The organism is Streptomyces purpureus, assembly GCF_014648195.1.
Taxonomy (GTDB): domain Bacteria; phylum Actinomycetota; class Actinomycetes; order Streptomycetales; family Streptomycetaceae; genus Streptomyces; species Streptomyces purpureus.
Window position 1 is genome coordinate 1 of sequence record NZ_BMQQ01000016.1, and the last position, 21,188, is coordinate 21,188.

Sequence of the window (21,188 nt, forward strand, 5' to 3'; positions counted from 1 at the left end):
GGTGCAGACGACGAACGAGTAGCCGATGTCGGACCAGCCGTTGCCGTCCATGTGGGAGTCCTGAAGGGAGCGGACATAGGCGGCGCAGCGGTCGTGCGGACGGTCGGTGTAGTGGCTGCCGAGGTAGTGGATTTTGACGCCACGGCGCGGCCGGGCGTACCGGGTCGCCCCGCTCGGGGTGCGGTACGGGCGGGCTCCCCACCCGGCGCGCGTGATCAGGTGCATGGTGCCTCCGGGCAACAGAAAGGCCCCGGCCGGACGGCACGGGGCGGGGCGGAGAGTGGGGCGGGTTGGGTCAGACGGTGGGGAGTTCGCGCCAGATGCGGGCGTAGTCCTCCGGGCTGTGGGAGCCGCCGCACACCCCGCGGTCGCGGATGAGCCACCAGCCGGGGTGGAGGCGGAAGGCCATGTCCTCGCCCCACATGGGGATCGTGAGCGTGAGTACGCCCTCGTCCACCGTGTGTGCGGTGGCGCCGATCCACTCGGCCACGGCGAGCGCGTTGGTGCCGTCGTACTGCATCGATTCGGCACGCGGGATGATGTTCGGCACGTTAGACGACCTCCTGAATGATGACCACGACGGACGAGTTGACGCCCACGGCCTCCTGGGTGCTGTTCGTGAGCGTCGCGACGAGCTTGATCGTGTGGGAGCCGGCCGTGGGGATGGTGCCGGTCCACTGCTGTGCGACGGTGTTGCGGCCGGACGCGTCTGGGGCGTTGAACGTCGCCAGGGGGCTTTGCATGGCGCCGTCGATCGCGGCGCGGCCGGTGGCCGTGCCCGCCGAGCCCAGCGTTGCACGTATGTCGAAGACGCCGATGATGTGGTACTCCGCGTTCGCGGTTTCGGTGGTGAGGGTGATCGTGCAGCCGGGGATGTCTCCGTTGGTCAGCGGGCCGGCCACCGTCGATGTCCCCACCGCCGAGTACCTGCGGGGCCGGAGCCGGTCGAGCTGACCGGCTTTGAGGCGCTGACCGGCGAGAAGCGGCATCTATGCCTCCTACAGGGCGAGATAGGTGGGGTCAGCCAGCCGGACATCCGCGCCCGCAGAGTGGCCCTTGACGATGCCGTTGACGGACCGTTCGACGGTGAAGGCCTGCGGCGAGGTGGTGCTCGTGATGCCGTGGACGGTCATCCGCTCGCCGCCCACGGTGATGTCCAGAGGCATGTCGCCCTCGTGGGTGTCGTCGACGCCGTCGACGCGGGCGAGCCGCGGGTAGGCCATCACCCACCACTCGCCGAGCGTCCAGCCCGAGCGGCCCTCGACCGTGAGCCGCGCCGAGACCGTGCCCGCAGGCAGGGTGACAGGGCCGACAGTGAGCCTGGACCATCCGACCGGCGCGGCCGGGGCCGAGCCGAACGTGATCGTGTCCGTGCCGCCCCCGTCTCGCGCCGCGATGCCGACGCGCATGTTGGGCGACCCGTTGTCGCCCGGGTTGTACACCCAGGCCGAGCCCTTCCACTGCTGCCCGGCAGCCGCCGCGTGCAGAACCTGGTCGGTCATGTTGAGGGTGCCCGTGTCGCTCACGTGGACGCGGGTCAGCCGGGCGGCGTTGAGGCGCAGGCCCGGTGGCACTATCTCTGTCTCCAGCGTCACCGCCCCGATCGACGCCCCGCGCGTGCACTCCCACGTGCCGGTGCCTGTGCGGAAGCACGGGCCCGGGACGACGTTCGGCGCTGCGGTGATCCACCGTGGGCCCTCGGTGAACGCGACGGACATGGTTGTCGCGGCCGAGGTCACCCCGGCCGCCAGCTCGGAGCCGTCCGTGTCCAGGCGGCCGGGACCGTCCGGCTCACCCCACCCCGCCGTGTCCGCCGGGAGCACACCCACCGTCCAGGCCCGGCCGGGCGAGCAGTTGGCCACGATGTCCCACTCGAACTGGTCGAGGATCTCGGTGTAGCCCTGCATGATCAGCTCGATCGGGTCCGGCGGCAGCCATGGCGGAGGATTCGAGATCGTGATCTTGTCCCCGATGCGCATCCTCAGCACATCCGGAATGAGGTGCGGCGCGGCATGCAGCATCAGCCGCACACTCGGGTACCGCAGCTCATCCACCGTGCCCAGCCGCAGCCGCCACCCCGCGATCTGCTGCGCCTGAGAGTCCGCGGCCAGCGACAGCGTCACCGCCTCTTCGTACACGCCGACCCCGTCCGGCGGCGGGAGCACCGACAGCGGCCCTTCCTCGTCGACCGCCCGGCCCGAGGAGCCGCCGTCCCGGTTCACGGTGACGTCGTTGCGGAGCCGCTGGTCGTCCTCCACCGGCTCCAGCGGCGGCCCGACCTCGCCGTCCGCCGCGTAGTCGAGCTCCAAGGCGGGAGCCTGGTTGTAGAGGCTGGTCCGGTCGCGGTAGATGTGCGCCAGCCGGTCCAGGCTCTCGTACAGGATTCCACCGTCGGTGTCCGCGCACTCCTGGAGCAGGTCCAGCAGCGCGGCCGGGCGCTGCGGCCCCATCGCCTCGCTGCTCTGAGTCAGGTCGCCGTCGAGCCACGACAGCGTGACCGTGGCGGACTCCTCGTCGGTGAGCCGCGCCAGCCGAGACAGGGCAGTCTCGCCCGCGAAACCATCATCGGCCCCGTCGTAGATCGTCACACTGGGCACGTACAACGCCCCGTCGAACACCCCGGGTTCATCAAAGACTGCGAGGTGCCCGATGGTCATATCCTGGGTCGCCGCGCCCCACGAACCGGAGACGTTGACGGCAGCGCCCTGCGCGCCCGTGAAAGTGGTCGCGGCGTACCAGTAGCCGCCGCCGGCGGACACGTCCCGCCACGCGGCCGTCAGCCGGGTCACCCCGCCACCCTGGTCAGCGGTGAACAGCTGGAGCCGGTTCCAGGTGCTGGCGAAGTCCGTGAGGGCCGCTGACGTGGTGAAGTTGAAAAACGCCAGCACATTGTCCTCGGCGTCCTTGGCCTCGATCCGGATTCCGCCGGTGGAGGCGTACACGGTGGCGTAGCGCATCACCGAGCCCGCGACAGTGATGCGGAGGATCTGCGTCTGCGCCGCGGGCATCGTCGGCAGGAAGTACACGCACTCGGCGTGCCAGCCAGCCGCCGTGGAGCGGGGGACGTAGCCGAGGATCGAGGCGGACGCGGTGAGCTTCGGCAGGGCGCTGGAGCCGGGCAGAGAATCGTCGGCCGCCCAGTCCATGCCGCTGGTCCGCAGCGGCACCACCGTCGGGATCGTCGAGTACGCCTGAGTCGCCCGCTCGCCCTCCTCCATCGGCCAGTAGGCGATCGGGCCGCCGGACGGGATCCGGCGCCGCAGCGTTGAGGAGAGGGGTTTGCGCCCGGCGCCAAGGCGCCGCTGAATGCCCGCGGCCTCGATCGGCACCCACACGTCCTCGCCGGACACGTCCCACCGCGGCGGCCAGGACGACACTTCGCCGTGGAACCGGTACTCGCGGTCCGTGATTTTCGCGGCGCCGGCGAGGGTCCAGGACCGGCCGGCCGCGTCGCTGAACGCCGTGGTGCCCTCCGTGAGGGCGCGGAAGTCGGGGTTGGCGGCGGCGGTGCCGTCGATGCCGGAGCGGACCTCGGCGCGGTGGATACGGCCGAGGAGCGGGAGCCGGTTCGGGCTGGATACCAGGTCGGTCGGGGCCAGCGTGAGCGGGCTCGTCGAGTTGTAGATCGATGTGGCGCCGCTGCCGGTGACCGTGATCAGGAGCGTCCAGGGGCCGTCGAGGGACTCGGCCCAGTACAGCGAGACGGCGTGGCCGCCCGCGCCGTTGTCGACGTCGAGCGTTGCCCGGAGCGCCGCCCGGTCGAGCATCGGAGGCAGGACGGCCTCGACGAAGTGGGCGGTGGCATTGGAGCCGCCGGTGGTCCACGAGAACGTCATGAGGCCGTTGCCGACACGCAGGAACCACGACCTCTGGGAGTCGGCGGAGTTCCACTTGCCGATGAGGGTCTGCCGGGCGGACCCGTACCAGTCAATGAGGGTGGCCTCGACGCGCACGTCGATGTCGCCGGTGATGTCCAGCGACGCGTGATCGGGCGTGGACGCGATATCAGCCTGTGTGCCGGGCAGGGACAGGTACGACTCCGACCCCTGCACCGACACACGGATCGGGGTGTTGCGCCCGATCAGGCCGAAGTACGGGCTGAGAGGGTTCCGGGAGCTGTACACGCCGTCCCGGTTGTTGAGCACGAGCGAGCACTTGGACGGGGTGGTCCGGACGCTCTCATCAGACCGGCCGTGCTCGATCGCGATCGGCGAGCGGGTGTAGACGTCCGACGAGATGTCGGTCCAGACCCCGCCGATCTGGAGCTCGGTACGGACATCGAGCGGGGTCTGGGGGAACGCCACGATCACTCCTTACTGGCCGAATGCCACCTGCACGTTGCCGCGGCCCTCGACGCGGACGATCTTCTGGAGAGCGGTGCGCATCGCGCTGTCCGCGCCGGTCGTCTCAAGCCGGACGACCACCACTCCGGCGGCGGCGCCGCTGCGGGTGAGCGGCGCACCGGCGGGCGCCATCTGCTGGCCTGCGGCCATGGCGGCCGACGCTGGCGGGGCCTGGACGAGGTCGGCCATGGTGCGGGTGAGCTGGGGCTGTCCGGCCTCGATGCCCTGCACGACACCGGCAGGGATCCACCGGCCGACGTGCTCGGCCATGTACCGCGACGGCGAGGCGATGCCGAGGGCTTTGGCGATCGGGCCTGGGATCATGGACCGGGCGAAGCCGAGGAGTTGGCCGTACAGCCAGCGGCCCATGCCGCGGATTCCGTTCCACAGGCCCCTCACGATGTCGGCGCCCTTGCCGACCAGCAGGCCGCCGAGGTTGCCGAGCGCGCGGGTGATCATCCCGGGCAGGCCTCGCACAAAGCTGATCAGCCCGGTGACCTTGCTGACCACGCCGGACTTGATCCGGTCCCAGTGCCGCAGGAAGAACGACACCAGCGGGAGGTTGGTCAGGAAGCCCAGGATCATTTGACCGGTGGATCGGATCTTGGCGAGCATCCAGGTCCACAACGCTCCAGTGAACTTCCGGATCTTGTCCCAGTTCGCCACGATGATGGCGACAAGCCCGATGACGATCGCGATGACCCAGCCGATCGGCCCCATGGCGATCAGCCACTGAGCAGCCATCGTCGCCGCCCACACGACCGCGCGCGCAGCCATCATGACGAACTGCGCGGCGGCGACGGCGCCGGCCCGGACAACGGCGGCCACCCACGTGCCGATCGCGGCGAGCGCCGAGCCCAGCCACGCGGCCGCCGTGGTCGCGGCCGAGGCGACCGCAGCCGCACCGAGGCGCACGTAGACCATGAGACCGATGGCCATCATCCGCGACCAGTTGCCGATCACAGTCCAGCACGACGCCGAGATGAGCGTGTGCGCGGCCGTCACGATCGTGGCAACCGCCGAGTACGTGATCATGGCCGCTTTGACGACCAGGACCAGGACGGCCAGCCCAGCGAAGGTGTACATCAGCGGGCGCATGGCGCCCTCGTTCTCCATGCCGAACTGCACGATCACCCCGGCCACCGCGCCAAGTTCCGCCAGCGCCACCCGCTTGAACGACTCCAGCGCGGCCTTGGGGTTGTCGCCCACCGCCTCGACCAGCCGGTCTGTAGACCCGGTCGCCTTGTCCATGCCCGCCGCAGCTGCGGCGGTGGCCGGGTCGAGGGCGAAAAGCGATGCGCCCATGACGTTGGCGGGGTCACCGAACAGGGCAGCGGCCGCATTGAGCTTGACGGTTTCGTTCTTGGTGCCGCGCAGCCCGTCCATCGTCTTCTGCAGGGCGAGCTTGGCGGAGTCGCCGCCCTTGCCGAGGAGCTTGGCCATCTCGGTGGAGCTCAGGCCGATGCTCTTGAACGCGTCGTCGACGGCCGTTCCGCCGGCGAGCGCGCGCTCGCCGAACTGGCCGATCGCGTCGGCGACCTGGTCAGCATCCCGGGCTCCCGCCGTCAGAGCCTGTGACAGCAAGCCCGTTGCGGTCTGCCCGTCCAGGCCCACGCGGCGCCACTGGGTGGAGTACTCGTTGAGAGTCTCGAGGAAGTCGCCGCTCTTGTCGGCGCTGGACTGCAAGCCGGTCGTGATGATGTCGAACGCCTCGTCGGCCGAGTCGGCCAAGCCTGTGCGCATCAGCTGACCAACGGCGGCGGTGGTCATGGTCAGGTCCTGGTCGAACGTCTCCGCCAGGGCGAGGGCCTTCGTGGTGACGCCTTCGAGTCCGCCCTCGGCCTTCGAGGTGTCGCCGATGTTCTGGTACACGCCCTTGATCGCCAGGTTGACGGTCTCGATCGAGTCGCCCCACGCGTTCTCATACACCGACGCAGAGATCTTCGACAGCTCGGCCGCCTCGGCCGGCCCGACACCCAACTGCGCCGCGAGCTTGTCCCCGGCCGCCTCCATGTCGAGATTCGTCATGATGCCGACGCCGAGCGCTGCGGCGAACCCGGCGCCGATGGTGGCAGCCGCTGCGTTCAGCCGCTCGCCAAACTGGCTGACCTCCCCCGACGCCCGGTCCCTAGCTACCAGGTTGAAATACGAGCGACGTGTCGCTCATGACCCACCCCCACTTCTACTGGGGGTGGTCACCACCCAGCTGTCGGAGAACTTCCTCCCGGTAGTTCTCGATCACCCATTGCACGAGGTCTTCGACACGCTGGCCGTTGGGCTGAGGCTTGGCCCAAAGCTCCAAGTTCTCGGGCCTGTTGTCGTCGCGGATTCCGTTGATGTGGTGGACGTTTTCGCGGTCCCGCAACGGACGGCCGAGGATGTGCTGCATCACGAGCCGGTGCTCGGCGATGGTGGTTCCGTTGGCTTGGAGAATGCGGATGTAGCCGTTGCGATCGGGGCTCCCTGTGCCCACCTCGCGCCGAAGAGGAGCGCCCTGCGCCGAGCCACGCCGGGCGCGTTGGTAGTGCATCGAGCAGAGGCCGGACAGGTGCGCTCGGCGAGCACAGCCGTCCACGGAACATGGCGTGCTGTCGAACTCGCCGCGGTATCGCGCTGCGTGATAGTGCTTCGCGCAGAGCCCACGAGCCTGCACGGGCACGTCGCATTGATCTTCGGAGCACAGCGGGGTCTTGCGGACGTACTTGGGATCGCCGTGCCGCTTCCACCGGCTGTAGTGGGCCTGGCAGTACCCCTTGATGTAGCGCTGCTCCACGCACCCGTCGACGACGCAGGGGTCGCTGTCGACGGTGCGGACGCGCTTCATCGGTGCTTCGAGGTCTGCGCCGCGGCGCGCTCGCGCGTAGTGGGAAAGGCAGTAGCCCTTGGTCTGGGCGGGGAAGTCGCAAGAGGCGACGGAGCACTGAGCCATGGCCGATTGTATCGCGCGAATTACATGAACATGCACGGCACTTGGTACTCCCTCACTTCCTTCGCATCTTGGCCTCGGCCTCGTCCTGCGAGGCTTTGTACGCGTCGAGCCAGTCGAGGCAGGCGTCGGTCTGTTCGACGGTCATGGAGTCCCAGTCGACGGGGCGGATCCCGAGGAGGTGCGCGGCGTTGCCGAGCTGCCTCAGTCGGCGATCGGCAGACTCGCTTTTCCCGACTCCTCGACGTCGTCGAAGGCGCCCTCGATCTCCTCGTCGATCTGGACCAGTGCGGCGGCCAGCTCGTCTCCGTGAAGACGTTCGGGCATCCGCTCCCGCATCCGTTCCAGCTCCTGGCGGGAGTACTCCAGGGTGAGTTCGTCCCACGCGAAGTCGACGTCCTCGAACCGGGTCTTGGCGTGGTCGCGGCGCAGGAACGTGAACAGCAGCGCGCGCCGGCACAGGCTGTTGCCCTGGAGAACGGCGGTGGTGAACTCGGTGAAGTTCTTGCCGGTGCGGCGCTCTAGGTCCTCCCGCTCGACGGACATGAGCTTGCGGGGGTTGTAGCGCCAGCGGGTCGGCTCGTCCTGCCCCTCAGGCTGGTACACCAGGAACACAGGGCTCTCCTTCAGTTGTGGACCCGGGACGCGATGCGCCGGGCCATGTCTTCCATCGCGTCAAGGACGGCCTGCTTGGCCTGGTTCTCGCGGCCCTCGAACGACTCGTCGAACCAGTGCCGCTTGCCGTACTGGGTGCGCCACGGCTCCCGGCCGTAGGTGAGGGTGCGCCATCCGCCGTCCCTGCGGTTGGTGCGCTTGGGCGCGTTGGGGAAGTGCCGCAGCCCTGGCGTCTTGAACGCCTTCACGCGGGCGCCGGTCCACCGGCCGCCGAGCTTGACCTCGGGCCTGATCTTCTTCGCGATCGCCGTACGCAGCCCGGGCGAGGACGTCGACAGGCCGGCCGACGACATGCCCATGATGCTGCTCTTGGCCTCGGCGGCCGCGGGCTTGAGAGCATCGCGCATGTTCTTCGCGAGCTCCTTGCGCAGCGCCTTGGCGTCGGCCTGCTGTCGGATGGCACGCACCAGGGAGTCGAGTCCCTCGTGCGTGCACTCCAGCTCGAACGGCGGCCCGGCCATTAGGCGGTTGCCCTCACCACGGCTCCCGATGTCGGGTAGCTGACCGACACCGACGCTTCGTCGCCGACGCTGCCCTCGATCGGGTTCCAGGCGTTGATCAGGACGCTGCCGGAGTACGACGGGTTCGACGCGCCCACTGCGGACTGGTCGGCGCGGACGACGAACGGGACGACGGTGCCGAGCAGCGGCCACATGATCGAGTCGATCTCGGTTGCGGCTACGTCCTGGAGGAACTCCAGCCCGAGTTCACCCGACTTGAGACCGCCGATGACTTCCTTCCACCCGAGGCTGGCGTAGGTGGTGACGTCCTTGTCCTCCACCTCGACCGACACCTCGGCCTTGCGCGTGTACTCGGACAGGTCCGTCCCGTTGAGGGAGAGGAACTGAGCGAGCAGGACCATCTTGGGCATGGCGGGGTACCCCTTTCTGGGCACGACGAACAGCCCGGGACCGGGTGGTCTCGGGTTCCGGGGGAAGGACTGGGGCTTACCGCACGCCCAACGACACTGCGAACATGAAGCTGGGTGACGTGCCGGAGATGGTCCAGGCGACCCGGTAGTGCGTGTCGGTGATCGCCGACCCGTCGGTGCGAAGGATCTCCCCGCCAGCCGCAGTGGCTGCCCCGAACGTGAGCTGGGTGGTGGGCGACGCCATGCCCGCCGCGTCGTCAGACTCAATCCGCACGGTGATCGTCGGCGTGTCGGTGCCTGCCACGGACAGGACATGGAGCGCGGCGTACAGCCGCTGCCCCGCAGCGACGGCACCCAGCTCCAGGGCGGTGCCGGTGCCGGTCACCGTGCGGGCCATTCCGGGCGGGTGCGCGATCTGGCCGCGCACCATCGGCCACGACGACTTCACCATGCCGGACCACGGCGCGACCTCGCCGACCGCGTCGCCGAACTTGAAGTCGGCGCGCATCCCCTTGGCGAAGTACGCCAGCGCCCCGACGACCGAATCGTTCGGGCACACGGTGTACGGGCCGAGGCCGCCGAGGTCGGCCCACGAGGCGTCGTCGACGAGCGACGGGTCACCCGCCTCCCACTGTCCCTCGCCCGCGATCTCGGCAGAGCCGATTCCGGCGAGGACTTCCTTCCACCCGTTCGAGCGGTAGTTCGTGACGTCCTTGTCCTCGTGCTCAGCCGAGAGTTCGATCTTGTTGGACGCCCCGGAAAGGTCGGCGCCCACCGCGAACAGGCGGCAGTCGAGCAGGATTTGCTTCGCCATTACGCGCTCCCCTCTCCAATGATCTTGATGATCAGTTCGGCGCCCACGTACTGGATGCCCTGATGCTCGTACCAGCGGTAGCCCTGCACCCGCATCACATGCAGGTCGTGCGCCAGGCCGCCGAGCGCGAACTCGCCCGGGGCGCCCCGCGCCGCCTCGATCGCCGCCTTCAGCGACGCAGGCCCGGCGCCCGACAGCATCCGGTCGAGGGTGCGCTGCGCCGACCGGTCATCGGCGCGGCCCACCAGCACACGGCACGTGAGCTCAACCTCGTCGAGGCTGCGGCGCATCGCTTTGTCGAACTCGACGGCGTACTCGCCGGCGAAGAAGTGCGGCGGAGTGATCGAGTCGGGGGTGTACCCGCTGCACGTCAACTTGCCCACCCCGTCGGGCAGGACGACAGCACGGGCAGCGTCGGCGATCGCCTCACGCACGGCAGACATGTCCACGGCCGCCCCCTTATCCGAACCCGGGCAGGATGAAGTGCTCGATCAGCGCCCACACATCGGGGTCCCGGCGAGACACACGCACGACGCCCCACTCCGCGCTGCCGGTGACACCCTCGGGGGAGTCCTTCCGCTTGAACAGGCGCGCGGCCTGGATGAGCGCGGCCTGCTCGATCTCGTCGGGCACGGCCGGCCAGCCCCAGGCCGCGGTAACGCGCACGCGGGTTGCGCCACTGCCCCAGCCGCCGGACGGGCGGAGCAGGAACGTGATCGGGCGGCCGCGCACGAGCGCGTTGTCCGGGCCGGTCTCGTAGTCCGTGGTCGCCGTCCAGGAGCTGCCGGATCCGGTCTCTACCAGCGTCGGTGCGGCGCCGAGGTCGTCCAGGAGCAAGCGCGTCCCGCTGGCGTCGCAGACGACGCGTCCGGCCGGGTTGAACACCCGGGCGGTGGGTTCGCCGTCCAGGAAGAACCGGCGGCCGGTCACACGGTCAATGCCGCGGGACGCTGCCGACAGTGCCTTGTTCAGCAGGTCGTCACGGCTGTTGTCGCCGACCTCCAGGTCCAGCATGGCCTTGAGGGTGGCGAGATTCGCGTACTCGTTGGCCATGACACCTCACTCCCGGACGATGTTGCCTTCGCCGTCGCGGGGAAGACGTGGTCGACCCCGGCGCTTCTCCGCCGGCGGGGCGGTGGTCTCGGCGGCCGGGACCTCGGTGGTCTCGGCCGGCGGGGCGGTGGTCTGTTCGACCTCCACGACGGGTTCGGGTTCGGTGACGGGCTCGGCGATCCCCGACGCGCACAGGTGCGCGGCCTCGGCGGTCGGCAGGTCTGCGATGTCCCCGCGCGGCGGCCAGGGCTGGCCGTTGCGGGTGCCGGACATGTCGACCGTCATGCGGATACGCATTGTGTTCCTCCCTTACCGGCTGACCGGTGCGAAGCGCGGGCGGCCCAGGACGATCCCAGCGCTGAAGATCGCGCCGGTCGTCGCCCCGGTCGTGACGGCGACAACGCGCAGGTAGCGGCGGGTCGACAGCACACCGACCTCGTAGACGGTGTCGTCGTTCGCTTCGACCAGGGTGGGAGGCGAGCCCAGGAGCTGTGCCGCGGGAACGGCCTGCCAGTCCGTCGAGCCGTCCGCCGAGTCCTGGATGGCCACAGCATGGGAGCCATCGGTGACGGTGCCGGTCGACACGAGCACGACGGCGTCCTGCATACCGCCGTTCACGGCGCGGTCGACGGCCACGCCGCTGGCGGTCCCGTCGGTACGGGCGGCCGGCGACAGCGACCGCTTGAACAGCGTGGTGTTGTACGTGGACACGGAGTCTCCAATCCGGACGGGGCGGGCCCACGCTGGGCCCGCCCTGCCGCAGGTTCATCAGGCGGTGCCGCCGGTGAACGTCTTGATGGCGCCGGTCAGGTCGACGAGCGCCGCGTCCGCACGCATCAGCGCCCGGAAGGTGACCAGGTCGTTACCGAAAGCGAACTCGTCGGACCGCTCGAAGCGCACGCCGCCAGCGAGGCGGACGAAGTACTGCGAGAAGTCGCCGAAGAGCACCGACTCGGCGGACGCCCCGATCGCCGGCACGTTCGGGTCGGTCAGGACCGGCTTGCCGAGGATGGTGTCCGGCTGCCCGGCGATGACGGACGGCTGCCAGATGTACTGGCCCTCCGTGGTCTTGATCTTCCGGACCGCACCCGCGGTGCCATCCGCCATCATCCACCGGCACGCCGAGGACATCCGGTACGGAGAGATCACCGAGTGGAACAGGGTGATGAGCAGGTCCGCACCCTCGCCCGCGTTGGACTGGTCACCGAAGCCACCAACCGGGGTCGCCGCGTTCGGACCCGTCGCACCGGCGGACGCGTCGGTAACGACACCGCGCGGCTTGGACGAGCCGTCACCGGTGATGGCATGCGCCCCGAAGGCGTTGCCGAGGGCGCGCCCGGCCTGCATCGCGAGGTAGCCCTCCAGGTCCACACCGGTGTCGGTGAGGAGCTCGCGGGACACCTGGATGAGCGTGCCGTACTTGTACGCGCCGAGGCTGACCTGACCGAACGCCGGGTCGGACTCGCCGATCGAACCGGCCTCGGTCACGATCGCCGCGCTGGAGTGCGCGGTCGTCTTGGGGACCTGGATGACCTCGCCCGACGCGGTGTTCAGGACCGTGGCGCCGGCCTGCAGGATCGCCGACGTCTCGATCAGGTGGGCGACGAGCCGGTCGTAGAACGACGTCGGGACGGTCGCGCCTCCCGCGCCGGAGGACAGCTTCGACAGGTCACGGAAGTTGACCGGCCCGGTCGGGTTGACGTCGATGGCCCGCGGGCCTTCGCCGCGCAGGAACTGCCGCAGCTCGGCGTTCGCCCCGGTGTCCGGGCCGCCCTTGCCGTCTCCCTGCCGGTTGCGGGGCTCGCCGCGGAGCGCCGACATCGCGTCCTCGGCGTCCTTCGCCCGCTGCTCGCCGTCCAGGACGGCCTTGATACGGACGTCGAGCGCGTCGAGCTCGCTGTTGAGCGCTACCCAAGTCTTCTCCTCCTCGCCGGAGAACGCACGGTTCTCGTCGGCCGCACGGTCGGCGAGTTCCTTCGCCTGCTCCCATACGTTGAGGCGCCGCTCGCGCAGCTTCTTCGCCACTTCGGACATGGAAATGCTCCCGTCGGGATGAATCCGAACGGGAGCCCACGACGCCCCGCACCAGGTTCTGGTGCCTGCGGCCGACGCGTGCTGCAATCGGCGGTCGTCTGATCACTGCTCCGTGCTGTACGTGCCGACGGGGTGTCCAATCGGCAGGCCCGGCCGGTTGCCGGGCCCCCGCCGCTAGGCGGGCGTACCTTGTGCTCATTGTGCCCCACGCTCAGGCGTAGGGGTCGCTCTTCCGGGCGAGCAGCTGCATACGGGCCGCCGCGCCGTAGCTGGTCTTCTCCTGCACCTTCGGCTTGCCCGTGGTGCGGTCGGTGCGGACGAAGAAGCGACGCAGCTCGTCCTCGTCGGCGAGCTTGCGCACCTCCTCGAAGTCCGCGCCCATGTGGCGGGCCAGCGACCGCAGGCCGGCCGTCGAGTCGGGGTACGCCGGAATGTTGACCGGGGCGACGTCGACGAGCTGGACGCGGAGCAGGGTCCGCATCGGGAATCCCTGATCGGTGGTGCCCCACTCGTCCTCGATGGTGCGGAACGCGAACGACGACTTGCGGACGTCACCGCGCTGCACGAGTTCGAGAATGTCGGCGCGCGCCTTCGGCGGATCGACCTCGTAGTCGAGGCCGGTCCCGTCCACCATCAGCCGCAGCGTCCCGGACCCGGTGGACCCGAGCAGCATGTTGTCATCGTGGTTGTAGCGGGCGATGACGTCCGGCCAGCCGTCGCCGCGGGACGCGTTGAACGCGCCGGCGTCGACGACCTCGACGAACCCGCCAAGGTTCGACGACTGCCGGTTGAACTTGGCGGCGTACCCGCCGATGGTCTTCTTGTCGGTCTGGGCCCGCAGCTCGACGGGCACCTTGGTGTAGCGCCGCTCGGTGTCGGTCACCGGGGCCTCCTCACTCAGATGGGGTTGGGTCGCCCGCAGGCACTGCATCGGGCTCGGATTCCGCCGCGGCCAGGAGGGCCACGGGCAGGTAGTCCTCGCCGTGCTGCCCGGGCGGCAGCGGCGGCAGGTCTTCGATCGCACGGACCTCGTCGCGGTTGCGCCAGCCGTCGCGCAGCGCGGTGGAGTGCGCCTGGTAGCGGGTCATCAGGTCGACGCGGATCATCGCATCGACGTTGAAGCGGACGAACTCACGGCCCGGCATCAGCGCGGACAGCTTCGCCTCCAAGCGGGACAGCCACGGCCGCAGCGTGAACCCGACGAAGTTGATCGCGTTCTGCTCCACGTTGGCGTACGTCATGCTGCCGCCGGAGTCCCCGCCCACCATCTCCGGCGGCACGCCGTAGATCGCCGCGATCTGTGACGCGTTGAGCTGCATGGTCTGGATGAACTGGCTTTCCTCGGGGCTGACCTTCAGCGCCTCGAAGTCCCAGTCCGAGCCGAGCACAAGCGGCTTGCGCGAGCGGATCCGCGCCGACAGCCGGTCGGAAATCTCCGCCGACTCGTCCGGGTTGATCGTCTTCCCGGAGTTCTTCAGCACCGACGGCGGGGTGCCGCCGTTGTCGAACCAGGACAGCCCGTACTCCGTGGCCGACAGGCCCACACCGATGGTGTGGGCGAAGTGCGACACCGGAGACAGGCCCACCACCTTGCCCGGCATGACCACCCACGGAATGTGGACGATCTGCTCGCGCGGCACCTCGACGCCCTGCCAGTAGAAGATCGGCAGCGTCGGGCGCAGCTCGTCGACCCACACGTCGTCCGGGTTCAGCCACTCGATCGACGTCGGGAACCCGAACGCATCCCGCTGCGTGATCAGCCCGTACGCGTTGCCGCGCAGGGCCAGCGACACCACGGCCTTGTGAAGCCACTCGAACAGGTTGTCCCGCGCGGCCGGCGCGAAAAGCAGCGACGGAACGAACGTCAGCATCTCCCGCGACGCACCGTTCTTCCGGTACGTCTGCACCGGCAGCGACGCGATCGAGTCGGCGAGGATCCGCACGCACGCGAACACGGGCACCAGCGACATCGCTCGCGCTGCCGTAGTCGATGACGAGGCCGACCCGCCCCCGCCGAGCCACGGCAGGGACGTGATCGCCCTCTTGCTGACGCCACCCATCCACCGGAACGACGCCACCAGCGCCCGCCCCATGCGCCGCCACCCGCCGCGCTCCGTCGGCGGAGCGCCGCCCGGGTACCACACCCCATCGGGGCCGAGAGTCGGGCCCACCACAGATCCCTCCTCACACCACCGAGTTGAGTACGTCGTAGTCGTCCAGGACGGCCGGCCCTCGCGTGAGCAGCGCCCACCGGGCCTCCGTCACGGCAATCAGCGGTGCCACGTCCACCAGTGAGGCGGTGCGGTCCAGGACCCAGGCGTCACCGACCCGCCGGGTACGGGCGCCGTTGACTGCCGCGGTCAGCGGCGTCTGATCGAGGTGCCGCACGGTGCCTTGATTCAGCGCGTCGGCCAGCTGCCCGCACGCCTCGGTCATGTCGCCCGCCCGCATGACGACCAGGTGCCCGCGGTGCGGATGCTGCTTGTCCTCCGGAACCGTGATCCCCGCCGCGACCAGGTCATCGATGAGTGAACCGGCCGGAGCGCCCGACGAGGCGACTGCCACCACCAGCGGCCGCCACAGCCGGACGAGCTTCGACACCGCAGGCACAACCCAGTCCGTACCGGGACGCCGGTCCACCAGCTCCATGTGCACACGTCCGTCGCGCCGGCGCATCGCTACACCGATCGCGGCGTGCTTGCGGTCCTGCGACACGTCGATGGCGAACGCCACCTCATCGGCCGGAGGCCTGGACTTCTCGTCCGCCAGGCCAGGCCACACCTTCTTCGGGACGTTCGGGTCGTCCGGAGGCGAGGCCTTACGCGTCCGGTTCAGGTACGCGCGGTCGAACTCTCCGGGATCCAGCTTGTCCAGCTCTGCCTGGATGACCGCCTCGGTGACCGTGTGCCCCAGCGCGGGAAGCGTCGCACGCCACGTGGCTGGGTCGCTCCGGTCCATCGAGTCTGGAGCAAACCACTCGAAGTACGCCACAGAGGGGTGAACGCCGGTCTCCCACAGCTCTTCGATGTGCCGTCGGCCAGCCGCGCGCTTCTTGTTCAGCCACACCGACTTCTCGGTGCCACCAGCCGATGCCCACCACAACTGCGCCATCGGCTTGGTCAACATTGCGGGGCTGAACGCCTGCTCCAGCCTGTCATCCTCCGCAGCGAACGCCTCGTCGATGACGCCGAGGTCGAGCGGCGGCCCATGGCCGGCCTTCTCCGTGTTCGACGTGATGCCAAGAAGCGATCGCGTGCTACCCCAAATGATGGCCTCGTTGCCGGTCGTCTTCCGGGGCCGGTACTTCCCGAACAGAGACGAGCCGTCCAGCGTTGCCAGGAACTCGTCCTCCCACCGTTTCTTCGCCATGGTCCGGTTCTGGGCGGCGTACGTGACGTTCTGCCGCTCCCACGCCATGATGCGGTGAACCATCAGGGCCAAGATCTGCTGCGTCTTGCCCTGCTGCCGAGGCACGGACAGACCCACCTCGCGGTACGCGAAGACCCCAGTCTCCGGGTCAATCTCCAAGGCCACATCCAGCACGTACCGCTGCCAGGGCATCGGCTCGAAGCCCAGCCGGGTCATCACCCTCGCGGCTTTCCCACCCAGCGTGGCGAACCCCGGCCGCCGTGGAGTGCCCCACCAAGGCGCGCACTCCAGCCCGTACAGCTCGCGGAGTTGTTCGCCGAACTCAGTCGGGCTGGTCCAGATCGGCGAGGTCGTCATCTTCATCCTCCGCCGGTCGTCCTTCCACGAGCTGCTTCAGCGTGGCCCGCAGCTCCTTGTTCAGCGCTGGCAACAGGCGCCCGTCGTCGCCTCCGCCCGCGTCGATATCTGCCGCCAGCCGATAGGCCATCTCTGCCAGAGTCGGCTCAACGCCGACCAGGCCGCCGATGGCTTCGATGTCCTCCCGCACGGCCTGCTCGACTGAGCCCATGACAGCTTCCTTTCAACCGATCAACGCAAGTTGGACGTGGCCGCCCACCCCGCGACTGGAGTTGCAGCCACGGTGCGCGAGCGCAAGGTTCGATGGCTCGTCGGTGCCGCCGACCGATACGGGTACGAGGTGGTCCAGCGTGGCCGCGTCGCGGTGCTGGAAGTGCAACCCGGGGTCGACCGATCGCAGGCACAGGTGACACCGCCATCCGTCGCGCCGCGCAATGTCGTCCAGCTTCGGCCGCGGCCCGACTACCACCGCGCCGCGCCGAACAGCTGCTGCGCGCCGGTCCTTCGCGCGTCGCCGCGCTCTTGCGCAGCCATCGCAGAAGCGCCCCTCCTGGTTGCGCCCCCGCATGGTCAGCGTGCCGCAGTCGTCGCACGGAACGGGCTGGGTTGGCGCGTCGTTCAAGCGACGTACGTTGAACGCCTTCCGCGCTCGTCCGCACTCGCGAGAGCAGACCCGACGGTGGGGGTCGGTGAACTCCTGGCCGCAATGAGCACAGGGGCGTGGACCGTACAACTCCGGGCGGCTGTAGGGCTCCGGCCTCTCACGCCGACACGGCCGGCACACGGCCTTGCCCTCCGACAGAGACGTCCCGCTCCTCCACATCAGCATTCCGCAACGCGAGCAGGGCAGGTCAGGGCGGCGTGCCATAAGGGTCTCCAGGGCAAGCGAAAGCCCCGGTGCCTGGAGACACCGGGGCTCTCTTCCCGCGCGGATCAAGCGCGGGCGACTACGGGTTCAAGATCGCTGCCAGAGGTTTTGGCCCTCGCACGCAAAAATAAAAGCTGGGCGCGGGGCTGGGAAGATGATCTTCCAAAAAAATTCCGGAAGATTTTGCAAATCAGATCGAAACGATCTCGATTCAGATCCTTCTGACCTGCACTAACGTCTCGGTCCGGCGTACCAGTCGCGGGACGTGGTCAGCCTGGCCACCTCGGTCGGCGCCTTGTCGCTCTTGGCGCCGTTGCACTTGCGTCCGCAGGTGGGGCAGCCCTTGACGCCGTGGGCGGGGGCCCAGTTGTCCTGGTTGCTGGGGGCGACGCCGCCCTTGCTCACTGGGATGACGTGGTCGACCGTGTCTGCGCTGGGGTGGCCACATAGATGGCAGACGTCGTTCTCGGTGAGGAAGCGGGCGCGGGCCTTGCGGTAGTCGTAGGTGGTGAGGTCGCGGCGGCCAGCCATGCCCGCTCCCCTCTTCCCTGGTGCTTACCGCCCGGGCTTTGTCGTCCCGGGCGGTAACCCGCGCCCACGCCCCTGTGGCTCTGAGGTCAGGGTGCTGTCGGGTCGGGGCACTCCATGGTGGTGTGCGGCCATGACCCGGACGTGACGGTGCCGTTGGTGTGAACGTCGGCGGTCTTCTGGTCGGCGTAGTAGGTGGCGCGGCAGACGATGGTGCCGGCGTCCCGGGTGCGGACTACCTGGGCGGTGAACGTGTCGCGGTCTCGGATGTTCCTGCCGATCCAGTCGTTCAGTGCTGCGGTTGCGCTGTCTTTGGTGGCGTTCGGGACCAGGAGTTCACCGAGTTTGTTGGTGTCCTTGATGACGGTGTATGGGGGTGGGGTGGTGCCTTCGTCGCTCATGCCTGCGTGGTCTGCGTCTGGGTCGGAGCATCCGGTGAGGGCGATGAGTGCGGCGGCTGCGGCCGCGGCGAGGATGGTGGGTGTGCGCATCGGGTCAGCGTGGCTGATGTGTGGCGGGCGCGAGGTTGTTGTGATGGACCTGTGACGCGCGAAAGCCCCGCACGGTGGCGGGGCTTGTTGTTTCCGGGCACGCCGGAGACGCCTCCATGATGTGGCACGGGCGCGGGTTTTGCAACTACGGACGTAGTGAGCCCCGCCGGGCCGGGCGCTGTTCCGGCGGGGCGGGGCAGGGGGCCCGAGTAGCGGCGGGCATCAGCTGCAATCGGATCTGTGGGCTGATGCTTCCACGGTACGACGGGGGTCCGACAGTCAGCAGTCGCAGTTGTCGGTCTGCTGCTGGCAGTCCCAGCAGCGGGGGCAGTCACAGCCGCAGGCGCAGTCGTTGTGTTCGGGTCCGGCGCCGTGGCAGTAGCAGCCGGACTCTCCGCAGGGCTCGTTCGTCATGGGTTCATCATCCCTTCTTCGGTGGCGGCGGGGGCGGGGTCTGCGGCTTCTGTGCGGCCTTGGTGGCCTCGTTGCGGTCCCGGAGTTCGCCGATGCTCATGCTGGTCTTGAACTTGCCCATGAGGGCCTCCTACTTGGCGGTGGCGTGGTGGTGGGTTTCGGAGAGGTCGTAGACGGTGGTCCCGGCCTGGCCGGTGTGCTCTACACGGAACCCCTTCTCGGGCCCCTGCTCCGGGTCGTTGTTGGTGTTGGCGTTGGCGTCTGACGTGCACAAACAACGCCCGGAAGGGGTGGCGCTCGCGCGGGGGATATCGGTCGCGTGGACGCCGGGCCCGTTCCCGCCCGGGGTACGTACGCCCGCGCGGACGGATACGCCGGCGTCCTCCAGGAGGGCGCGGGCGGCCTTCGTGTCGGGCAGCCCGGCGGCGTCGCGAAGGCGGGTGAGGAGGACGTGCCCGCCGTCCTCGCCGAGCTCCTGGAGGACGGCGATGACGTCGACCGGCTGCTCGTTCGGTTCGTCGGCGTCCGAACGGCGGCGCCCGGCGGCCCACGCGCGGGCCCGCTGCGTCCCGGCGAGGGCGAGCGCCCCGGCCACGGTGTAGCCGAGCTCGGGGAAGGCGTAGACGACTCCCCCAGCGGCTGCCGCCCCGATGGCCAGCACGCAGCCCCCCGCGAGCCTGCTCGGCTCCTGGGTGACGACGACCTTCTTGGGCTCGGTCACGCGATGACTCCCGTGAACCATGCCCCGGCCAGGTTCACGCCCGAGGCGAGGGGGACGGCGGCATAGCGGGCGATGCCGGCGGAGAGGCCGAGGCCGATTCCGGAGCCCCAGCCGCGCCACTTCGAGCCGGTGGCGCCGCGCTTGCGGCGGGCGAGGAAGCCGAGGAGGACGAGGGCGGTCATGAACAGGCCGCCTTGGGTGAGCGGGGCGGCGGTGCTGCCGGGGGCGGTGCCGGCCTGGGCGCCGACGCCGTAGATGAGGAGGCCGTCGCCGAAGGTGTTGAGGCCCCACAGGGCGGTGTCGCCGATCCAGCCGACGAGGCCGCCGACGACCATGACGGTGAGGGCGCCGATGCACCAGCAGATGAGGAACGGCAGGAGGCCGCCGAGGTAGGCGACGGCGTTGGTCCGGAGGGCCTTGATGCCGGGGAACCAGACGCAGAGTTCCCAGACGAGGAAGCCGAAGCCGATGAGGACGGCGCCGAGGGTGGGATTCATCAGGCGGTCCTCCGGAGGCTCCGGAGGGTCCGGGCGACGGACTCCTCCTTGGCGTTGGCGTCGGCGACCTTCCGGACGTAGCGAAGGACGGCGTCGGGCTCGGTGATGTTGCACGAGAGGGCTGTCCGGACGGCGTCCGTCATGGTCATGGGTCCCGTGGAGGGGAGCTGCGGAGCGTCGTCCGGAGCCACCTCCTCGTCGTCCGGAGCTACCGGAGAAGGCTCCGGAGTCGTCCGGAGAGCTGCCTCCGCGGCGGCGGCCCGGCTCTCCGCGCGGTTGAGCTGGCGCATGGACGCACCGAGCGCGAGACGGCCGCCGATCTCGCCGCGCTTGATGTTGACCCACTGCTGGGTGCGGTGGTCGAGCGGCGCGGCCTGGTGGTCGAGGACCAACGTCCAGAGCGCCTTTGCCCCGCCGGACAGGACCGCGCCGATGATCCCGACCTTCAGCGAGTCAACGACCCAGCCGTGCACGCACACGGCGGCCATGTCGGCGGCGAGGAAAACGTGTCCGGCCTTGCGGGGTCGCTGGATGCGGACGGGGTCGTAGCGGGCCAGCCACTCCAGGGCCATGCAGACGATCCAGCCGAGGCTGAACCCGGTCGCGGCGGCGTACGCGATGGGCGCGGCGACGTCGGTGCGGGTGAGGAGGTCGCCGATGGAGGAGGTGGACCAGACGATGACGATGGCGAGGCCGGCGGCGACGACGGCGAGGGCGCCGGTGAGGACGATGTGGTCCCAGTCCTTCGGCGGGGCGGGGACCTGGACGTCGTACGGCTCGGGGACGAGCTTGGTCTCGCCGTCGATGGTGTGGGGGACGAGGCGCTCGCGGCGCTCGGTGCGGGTACGCATCAGGAGGCGCTCCAGGAGGCCTTGTTGAGCAGCAGCGCGTACTCGCCCCTTGTGATCGGCCGGTCGACGTACGGCATCCGCTGGAGGAGGTCGCGCTCCAGCTGCTCGGCGGCGTCGTCGTTGCGCGGGTGGACGACGTAGGCGGCGGACAGCGCGATAGCGAGGCGCGCGGCGTCGGTCATGAGGACTTGGGGCCGGCGGTCGGCGAGCCGGGTGGCGATGTAGCGGAGGCTGTCGCGGATGGGCGCGTCGGTGCGGGCTTGGCGGAGGGCTTCGTCCTGGATGGGCGGGTGCGTACGATCAGGCATGTCTGGCTCCGGGTTTGTCGGGGCTGGACGCGACCCGGCCGGGCCTTCACACACCGGCCGGGTCGACT

Annotated in this window: 27 protein-coding genes; all 27 read right to left on the bottom strand. The window is 69.5% G+C overall.

The genetic code is table 11. The features are described from left to right. A partial coding sequence (locus IEZ01_RS20335) for a peptidoglycan recognition protein family protein (protein WP_506417164.1) occupies positions 1 to 225 on the bottom strand: 225 nt, incomplete at its 3' end. A gap of 70 nt (positions 226 to 295) precedes the next feature. Further along, positions 296 to 550 carry a hypothetical protein gene (locus IEZ01_RS20340; RefSeq protein WP_189203002.1) on the bottom strand — a complete coding sequence of 85 codons (255 nt, stop codon included), beginning with the start codon at positions 548 to 550 and terminating at the stop codon, positions 296 to 298. Position 551: 1 nt separating this feature from the next. Beyond that, the gene (locus IEZ01_RS20345; protein ID WP_189203004.1) at positions 552 to 989 is read right to left on the bottom strand and encodes a hypothetical protein; all 438 of its coding nucleotides are present in this window, start codon (positions 987 to 989) and stop codon (positions 552 to 554) included. Positions 990 to 998: 9 nt separating this feature from the next. Further along, a complete protein-coding gene (locus IEZ01_RS20350) occupies positions 999 to 4,304 on the bottom strand; it encodes a hypothetical protein (protein WP_189203006.1) in 3,306 nt (1,101 codons plus the stop codon). Between the two features lie 9 nt (positions 4,305 to 4,313). Beyond that, entirely contained in the window at positions 4,314 to 6,371 is a 2,058-nt protein-coding gene (locus tag IEZ01_RS20355; protein ID WP_189203008.1) for a phage tail tape measure protein, read from the bottom strand. A 154-nt stretch (positions 6,372 to 6,525) separates the two neighbouring features. Next, the gene (locus tag IEZ01_RS35080) at positions 6,526 to 7,272 is read right to left on the bottom strand and encodes an HNH endonuclease (protein WP_229833093.1); all 747 of its coding nucleotides are present in this window, start codon (positions 7,270 to 7,272) and stop codon (positions 6,526 to 6,528) included. A gap of 201 nt (positions 7,273 to 7,473) precedes the next feature. Beyond that, complete coding sequence (locus IEZ01_RS20365) at positions 7,474 to 7,884, bottom strand: hypothetical protein (protein ID WP_189203010.1); 411 nt, start codon at positions 7,882 to 7,884, stop codon at positions 7,474 to 7,476. An 11-nt stretch (positions 7,885 to 7,895) separates the two neighbouring features. Next, positions 7,896 to 8,405: a hypothetical protein gene (locus tag IEZ01_RS20370; RefSeq protein ID WP_189203012.1), complete on the bottom strand. Its 510-nt coding sequence runs from the start codon at positions 8,403 to 8,405 to the stop codon at positions 7,896 to 7,898. Beyond that, positions 8,405 to 8,815 carry a phage tail protein gene (locus IEZ01_RS20375; protein WP_189203014.1) on the bottom strand — a complete coding sequence of 137 codons (411 nt, stop codon included), beginning with the start codon at positions 8,813 to 8,815 and terminating at the stop codon, positions 8,405 to 8,407. Before IEZ01_RS20375 ends, IEZ01_RS20370 begins: the two co-directional genes overlap by 1 nt. 76 nt (positions 8,816 to 8,891) lie before the next feature. Beyond that, positions 8,892 to 9,629: a hypothetical protein gene (locus IEZ01_RS20380; RefSeq protein WP_189203016.1), complete on the bottom strand. Its 738-nt coding sequence runs from the start codon at positions 9,627 to 9,629 to the stop codon at positions 8,892 to 8,894. Continuing rightward, positions 9,629 to 10,072, bottom strand: a complete 444-nt coding sequence (locus IEZ01_RS20385; protein ID WP_229833113.1) for a hypothetical protein — start codon at positions 10,070 to 10,072, stop codon at positions 9,629 to 9,631. The genes IEZ01_RS20380 and IEZ01_RS20385 overlap by 1 nt, the downstream gene beginning before the upstream one ends. Before the next feature lie 16 nt (positions 10,073 to 10,088). Continuing rightward, on the bottom strand, positions 10,089 to 10,682 hold the full coding sequence (locus tag IEZ01_RS20390) for a phage gp6-like head-tail connector protein (protein WP_189203020.1): 594 nt from the start codon (positions 10,680 to 10,682) through the stop codon (positions 10,089 to 10,091). 6 nt (positions 10,683 to 10,688) lie between these two features. Continuing rightward, positions 10,689 to 10,979 carry a hypothetical protein gene (locus IEZ01_RS20395; protein WP_189203022.1) on the bottom strand — a complete coding sequence of 97 codons (291 nt, stop codon included), beginning with the start codon at positions 10,977 to 10,979 and terminating at the stop codon, positions 10,689 to 10,691. 12 nt (positions 10,980 to 10,991) lie between these two features. Next, positions 10,992 to 11,393 carry a hypothetical protein gene (locus tag IEZ01_RS20400; RefSeq protein WP_189203024.1) on the bottom strand — a complete coding sequence of 134 codons (402 nt, stop codon included), beginning with the start codon at positions 11,391 to 11,393 and terminating at the stop codon, positions 10,992 to 10,994. A 57-nt stretch (positions 11,394 to 11,450) separates the two neighbouring features. Then, entirely contained in the window at positions 11,451 to 12,716 is a 1,266-nt protein-coding gene (locus IEZ01_RS20405) for a phage major capsid protein (RefSeq protein ID WP_189203026.1), read from the bottom strand. 211 nt (positions 12,717 to 12,927) lie between these two features. Continuing rightward, on the bottom strand, positions 12,928 to 13,599 hold the full coding sequence (locus IEZ01_RS20410; RefSeq protein WP_189203028.1) for an HK97 family phage prohead protease: 672 nt from the start codon (positions 13,597 to 13,599) through the stop codon (positions 12,928 to 12,930). 10 nt (positions 13,600 to 13,609) lie between these two features. Next, positions 13,610 to 14,809, bottom strand: a complete 1,200-nt coding sequence (locus tag IEZ01_RS20415) for a phage portal protein (RefSeq protein ID WP_189203030.1) — start codon at positions 14,807 to 14,809, stop codon at positions 13,610 to 13,612. Positions 14,810 to 14,900: 91 nt separating this feature from the next. Beyond that, positions 14,901 to 16,448 (bottom strand): terminase large subunit domain-containing protein, encoded by a 1,548-nt coding sequence (locus IEZ01_RS20420; RefSeq protein ID WP_229833095.1) that lies wholly within the window; start codon positions 16,446 to 16,448, stop codon positions 14,901 to 14,903. Then, a complete protein-coding gene (locus tag IEZ01_RS20425; protein WP_189203032.1) occupies positions 16,408 to 16,653 on the bottom strand; it encodes a hypothetical protein in 246 nt (81 codons plus the stop codon). The genes IEZ01_RS20420 and IEZ01_RS20425 overlap by 41 nt, the downstream gene beginning before the upstream one ends. 12 nt (positions 16,654 to 16,665) lie before the next feature. Beyond that, positions 16,666 to 17,064 carry an HNH endonuclease gene (locus tag IEZ01_RS20430; RefSeq protein WP_189203034.1) on the bottom strand — a complete coding sequence of 133 codons (399 nt, stop codon included), beginning with the start codon at positions 17,062 to 17,064 and terminating at the stop codon, positions 16,666 to 16,668. A gap of 477 nt (positions 17,065 to 17,541) precedes the next feature. Next, entirely contained in the window at positions 17,542 to 17,841 is a 300-nt protein-coding gene (locus IEZ01_RS20435; RefSeq protein WP_189203036.1) for an HNH endonuclease, read from the bottom strand. Positions 17,842 to 17,927: 86 nt separating this feature from the next. Beyond that, positions 17,928 to 18,329, bottom strand: a complete 402-nt coding sequence (locus tag IEZ01_RS20440; RefSeq protein WP_189203038.1) for a hypothetical protein — start codon at positions 18,327 to 18,329, stop codon at positions 17,928 to 17,930. A 279-nt stretch (positions 18,330 to 18,608) separates the two neighbouring features. Further along, positions 18,609 to 18,743 (bottom strand): hypothetical protein, encoded by a 135-nt coding sequence (locus tag IEZ01_RS35705; protein WP_267907278.1) that lies wholly within the window; start codon positions 18,741 to 18,743, stop codon positions 18,609 to 18,611. A gap of 130 nt (positions 18,744 to 18,873) precedes the next feature. Then, positions 18,874 to 19,464 carry a hypothetical protein gene (locus IEZ01_RS20445; protein ID WP_189203040.1) on the bottom strand — a complete coding sequence of 197 codons (591 nt, stop codon included), beginning with the start codon at positions 19,462 to 19,464 and terminating at the stop codon, positions 18,874 to 18,876. Next, positions 19,461 to 19,961: a hypothetical protein gene (locus IEZ01_RS20450; RefSeq protein WP_189203042.1), complete on the bottom strand. Its 501-nt coding sequence runs from the start codon at positions 19,959 to 19,961 to the stop codon at positions 19,461 to 19,463. Before IEZ01_RS20450 ends, IEZ01_RS20445 begins: the two co-directional genes overlap by 4 nt. Beyond that, complete coding sequence (locus IEZ01_RS20455; protein WP_189203044.1) at positions 19,961 to 20,812, bottom strand: protein transporter Sec31; 852 nt, start codon at positions 20,810 to 20,812, stop codon at positions 19,961 to 19,963. The genes IEZ01_RS20450 and IEZ01_RS20455 overlap by 1 nt, the downstream gene beginning before the upstream one ends. Beyond that, on the bottom strand, positions 20,812 to 21,120 hold the full coding sequence (locus tag IEZ01_RS20460) for a hypothetical protein (RefSeq protein ID WP_189203046.1): 309 nt from the start codon (positions 21,118 to 21,120) through the stop codon (positions 20,812 to 20,814). Before IEZ01_RS20460 ends, IEZ01_RS20455 begins: the two co-directional genes overlap by 1 nt. Positions 21,121 to 21,188 lie beyond the last annotated feature (68 nt).

Excerpts from the sequence above, each read along its gene's own strand:
- IEZ01_RS20345 (WP_189203004.1), bottom strand. The coding sequence starts at position 989 with ATGCCGCTTCTCGCCGGTCAGCGCCTCAAAGCCGGTCAGCTCGACCGG.
- IEZ01_RS20355 (WP_189203008.1), bottom strand. The coding sequence starts at position 6,371 with ATGACGAATCTCGACATGGAGGCGGCCGGGGACAAGCTCGCGGCGCAG.
- IEZ01_RS35080 (WP_229833093.1), bottom strand. The coding sequence starts at position 7,272 with ATGGCTCAGTGCTCCGTCGCCTCTTGCGACTTCCCCGCCCAGACCAAG.
- IEZ01_RS20370 (WP_189203012.1), bottom strand. The coding sequence starts at position 8,405 with ATGGCCGGGCCGCCGTTCGAGCTGGAGTGCACGCACGAGGGACTCGAC.
- IEZ01_RS20375 (WP_189203014.1), bottom strand. The coding sequence starts at position 8,815 with ATGCCCAAGATGGTCCTGCTCGCTCAGTTCCTCTCCCTCAACGGGACG.
- IEZ01_RS20380 (WP_189203016.1), bottom strand. The coding sequence starts at position 9,629 with ATGGCGAAGCAAATCCTGCTCGACTGCCGCCTGTTCGCGGTGGGCGCC.
- IEZ01_RS20385 (WP_229833113.1), bottom strand. The coding sequence starts at position 10,072 with ATGTCTGCCGTGCGTGAGGCGATCGCCGACGCTGCCCGTGCTGTCGTC.
- IEZ01_RS20390 (WP_189203020.1), bottom strand. The coding sequence starts at position 10,682 with ATGGCCAACGAGTACGCGAATCTCGCCACCCTCAAGGCCATGCTGGAC.
- IEZ01_RS20395 (WP_189203022.1), bottom strand. The coding sequence starts at position 10,979 with ATGCGTATCCGCATGACGGTCGACATGTCCGGCACCCGCAACGGCCAG.
- IEZ01_RS20405 (WP_189203026.1), bottom strand. The coding sequence starts at position 12,716 with ATGTCCGAAGTGGCGAAGAAGCTGCGCGAGCGGCGCCTCAACGTATGG.
- IEZ01_RS20415 (WP_189203030.1), bottom strand. The coding sequence starts at position 14,809 with ATGGGGCGGGCGCTGGTGGCGTCGTTCCGGTGGATGGGTGGCGTCAGC.
- IEZ01_RS20420 (WP_229833095.1), bottom strand. The coding sequence starts at position 16,448 with ATGAAGATGACGACCTCGCCGATCTGGACCAGCCCGACTGAGTTCGGC.
- IEZ01_RS20425 (WP_189203032.1), bottom strand. The coding sequence starts at position 16,653 with ATGGGCTCAGTCGAGCAGGCCGTGCGGGAGGACATCGAAGCCATCGGC.
- IEZ01_RS20435 (WP_189203036.1), bottom strand. The coding sequence starts at position 17,841 with ATGGCTGGCCGCCGCGACCTCACCACCTACGACTACCGCAAGGCCCGC.
- IEZ01_RS20440 (WP_189203038.1), bottom strand. The coding sequence starts at position 18,329 with ATGCGCACACCCACCATCCTCGCCGCGGCCGCAGCCGCCGCACTCATC.
- IEZ01_RS35705 (WP_267907278.1), bottom strand. The coding sequence starts at position 18,743 with ATGACGAACGAGCCCTGCGGAGAGTCCGGCTGCTACTGCCACGGCGCC.
- IEZ01_RS20450 (WP_189203042.1), bottom strand. The coding sequence starts at position 19,961 with ATGAATCCCACCCTCGGCGCCGTCCTCATCGGCTTCGGCTTCCTCGTC.
- IEZ01_RS20455 (WP_189203044.1), bottom strand. The coding sequence starts at position 20,812 with ATGCGTACCCGCACCGAGCGCCGCGAGCGCCTCGTCCCCCACACCATC.
- IEZ01_RS20460 (WP_189203046.1), bottom strand. The coding sequence starts at position 21,120 with ATGCCTGATCGTACGCACCCGCCCATCCAGGACGAAGCCCTCCGCCAA.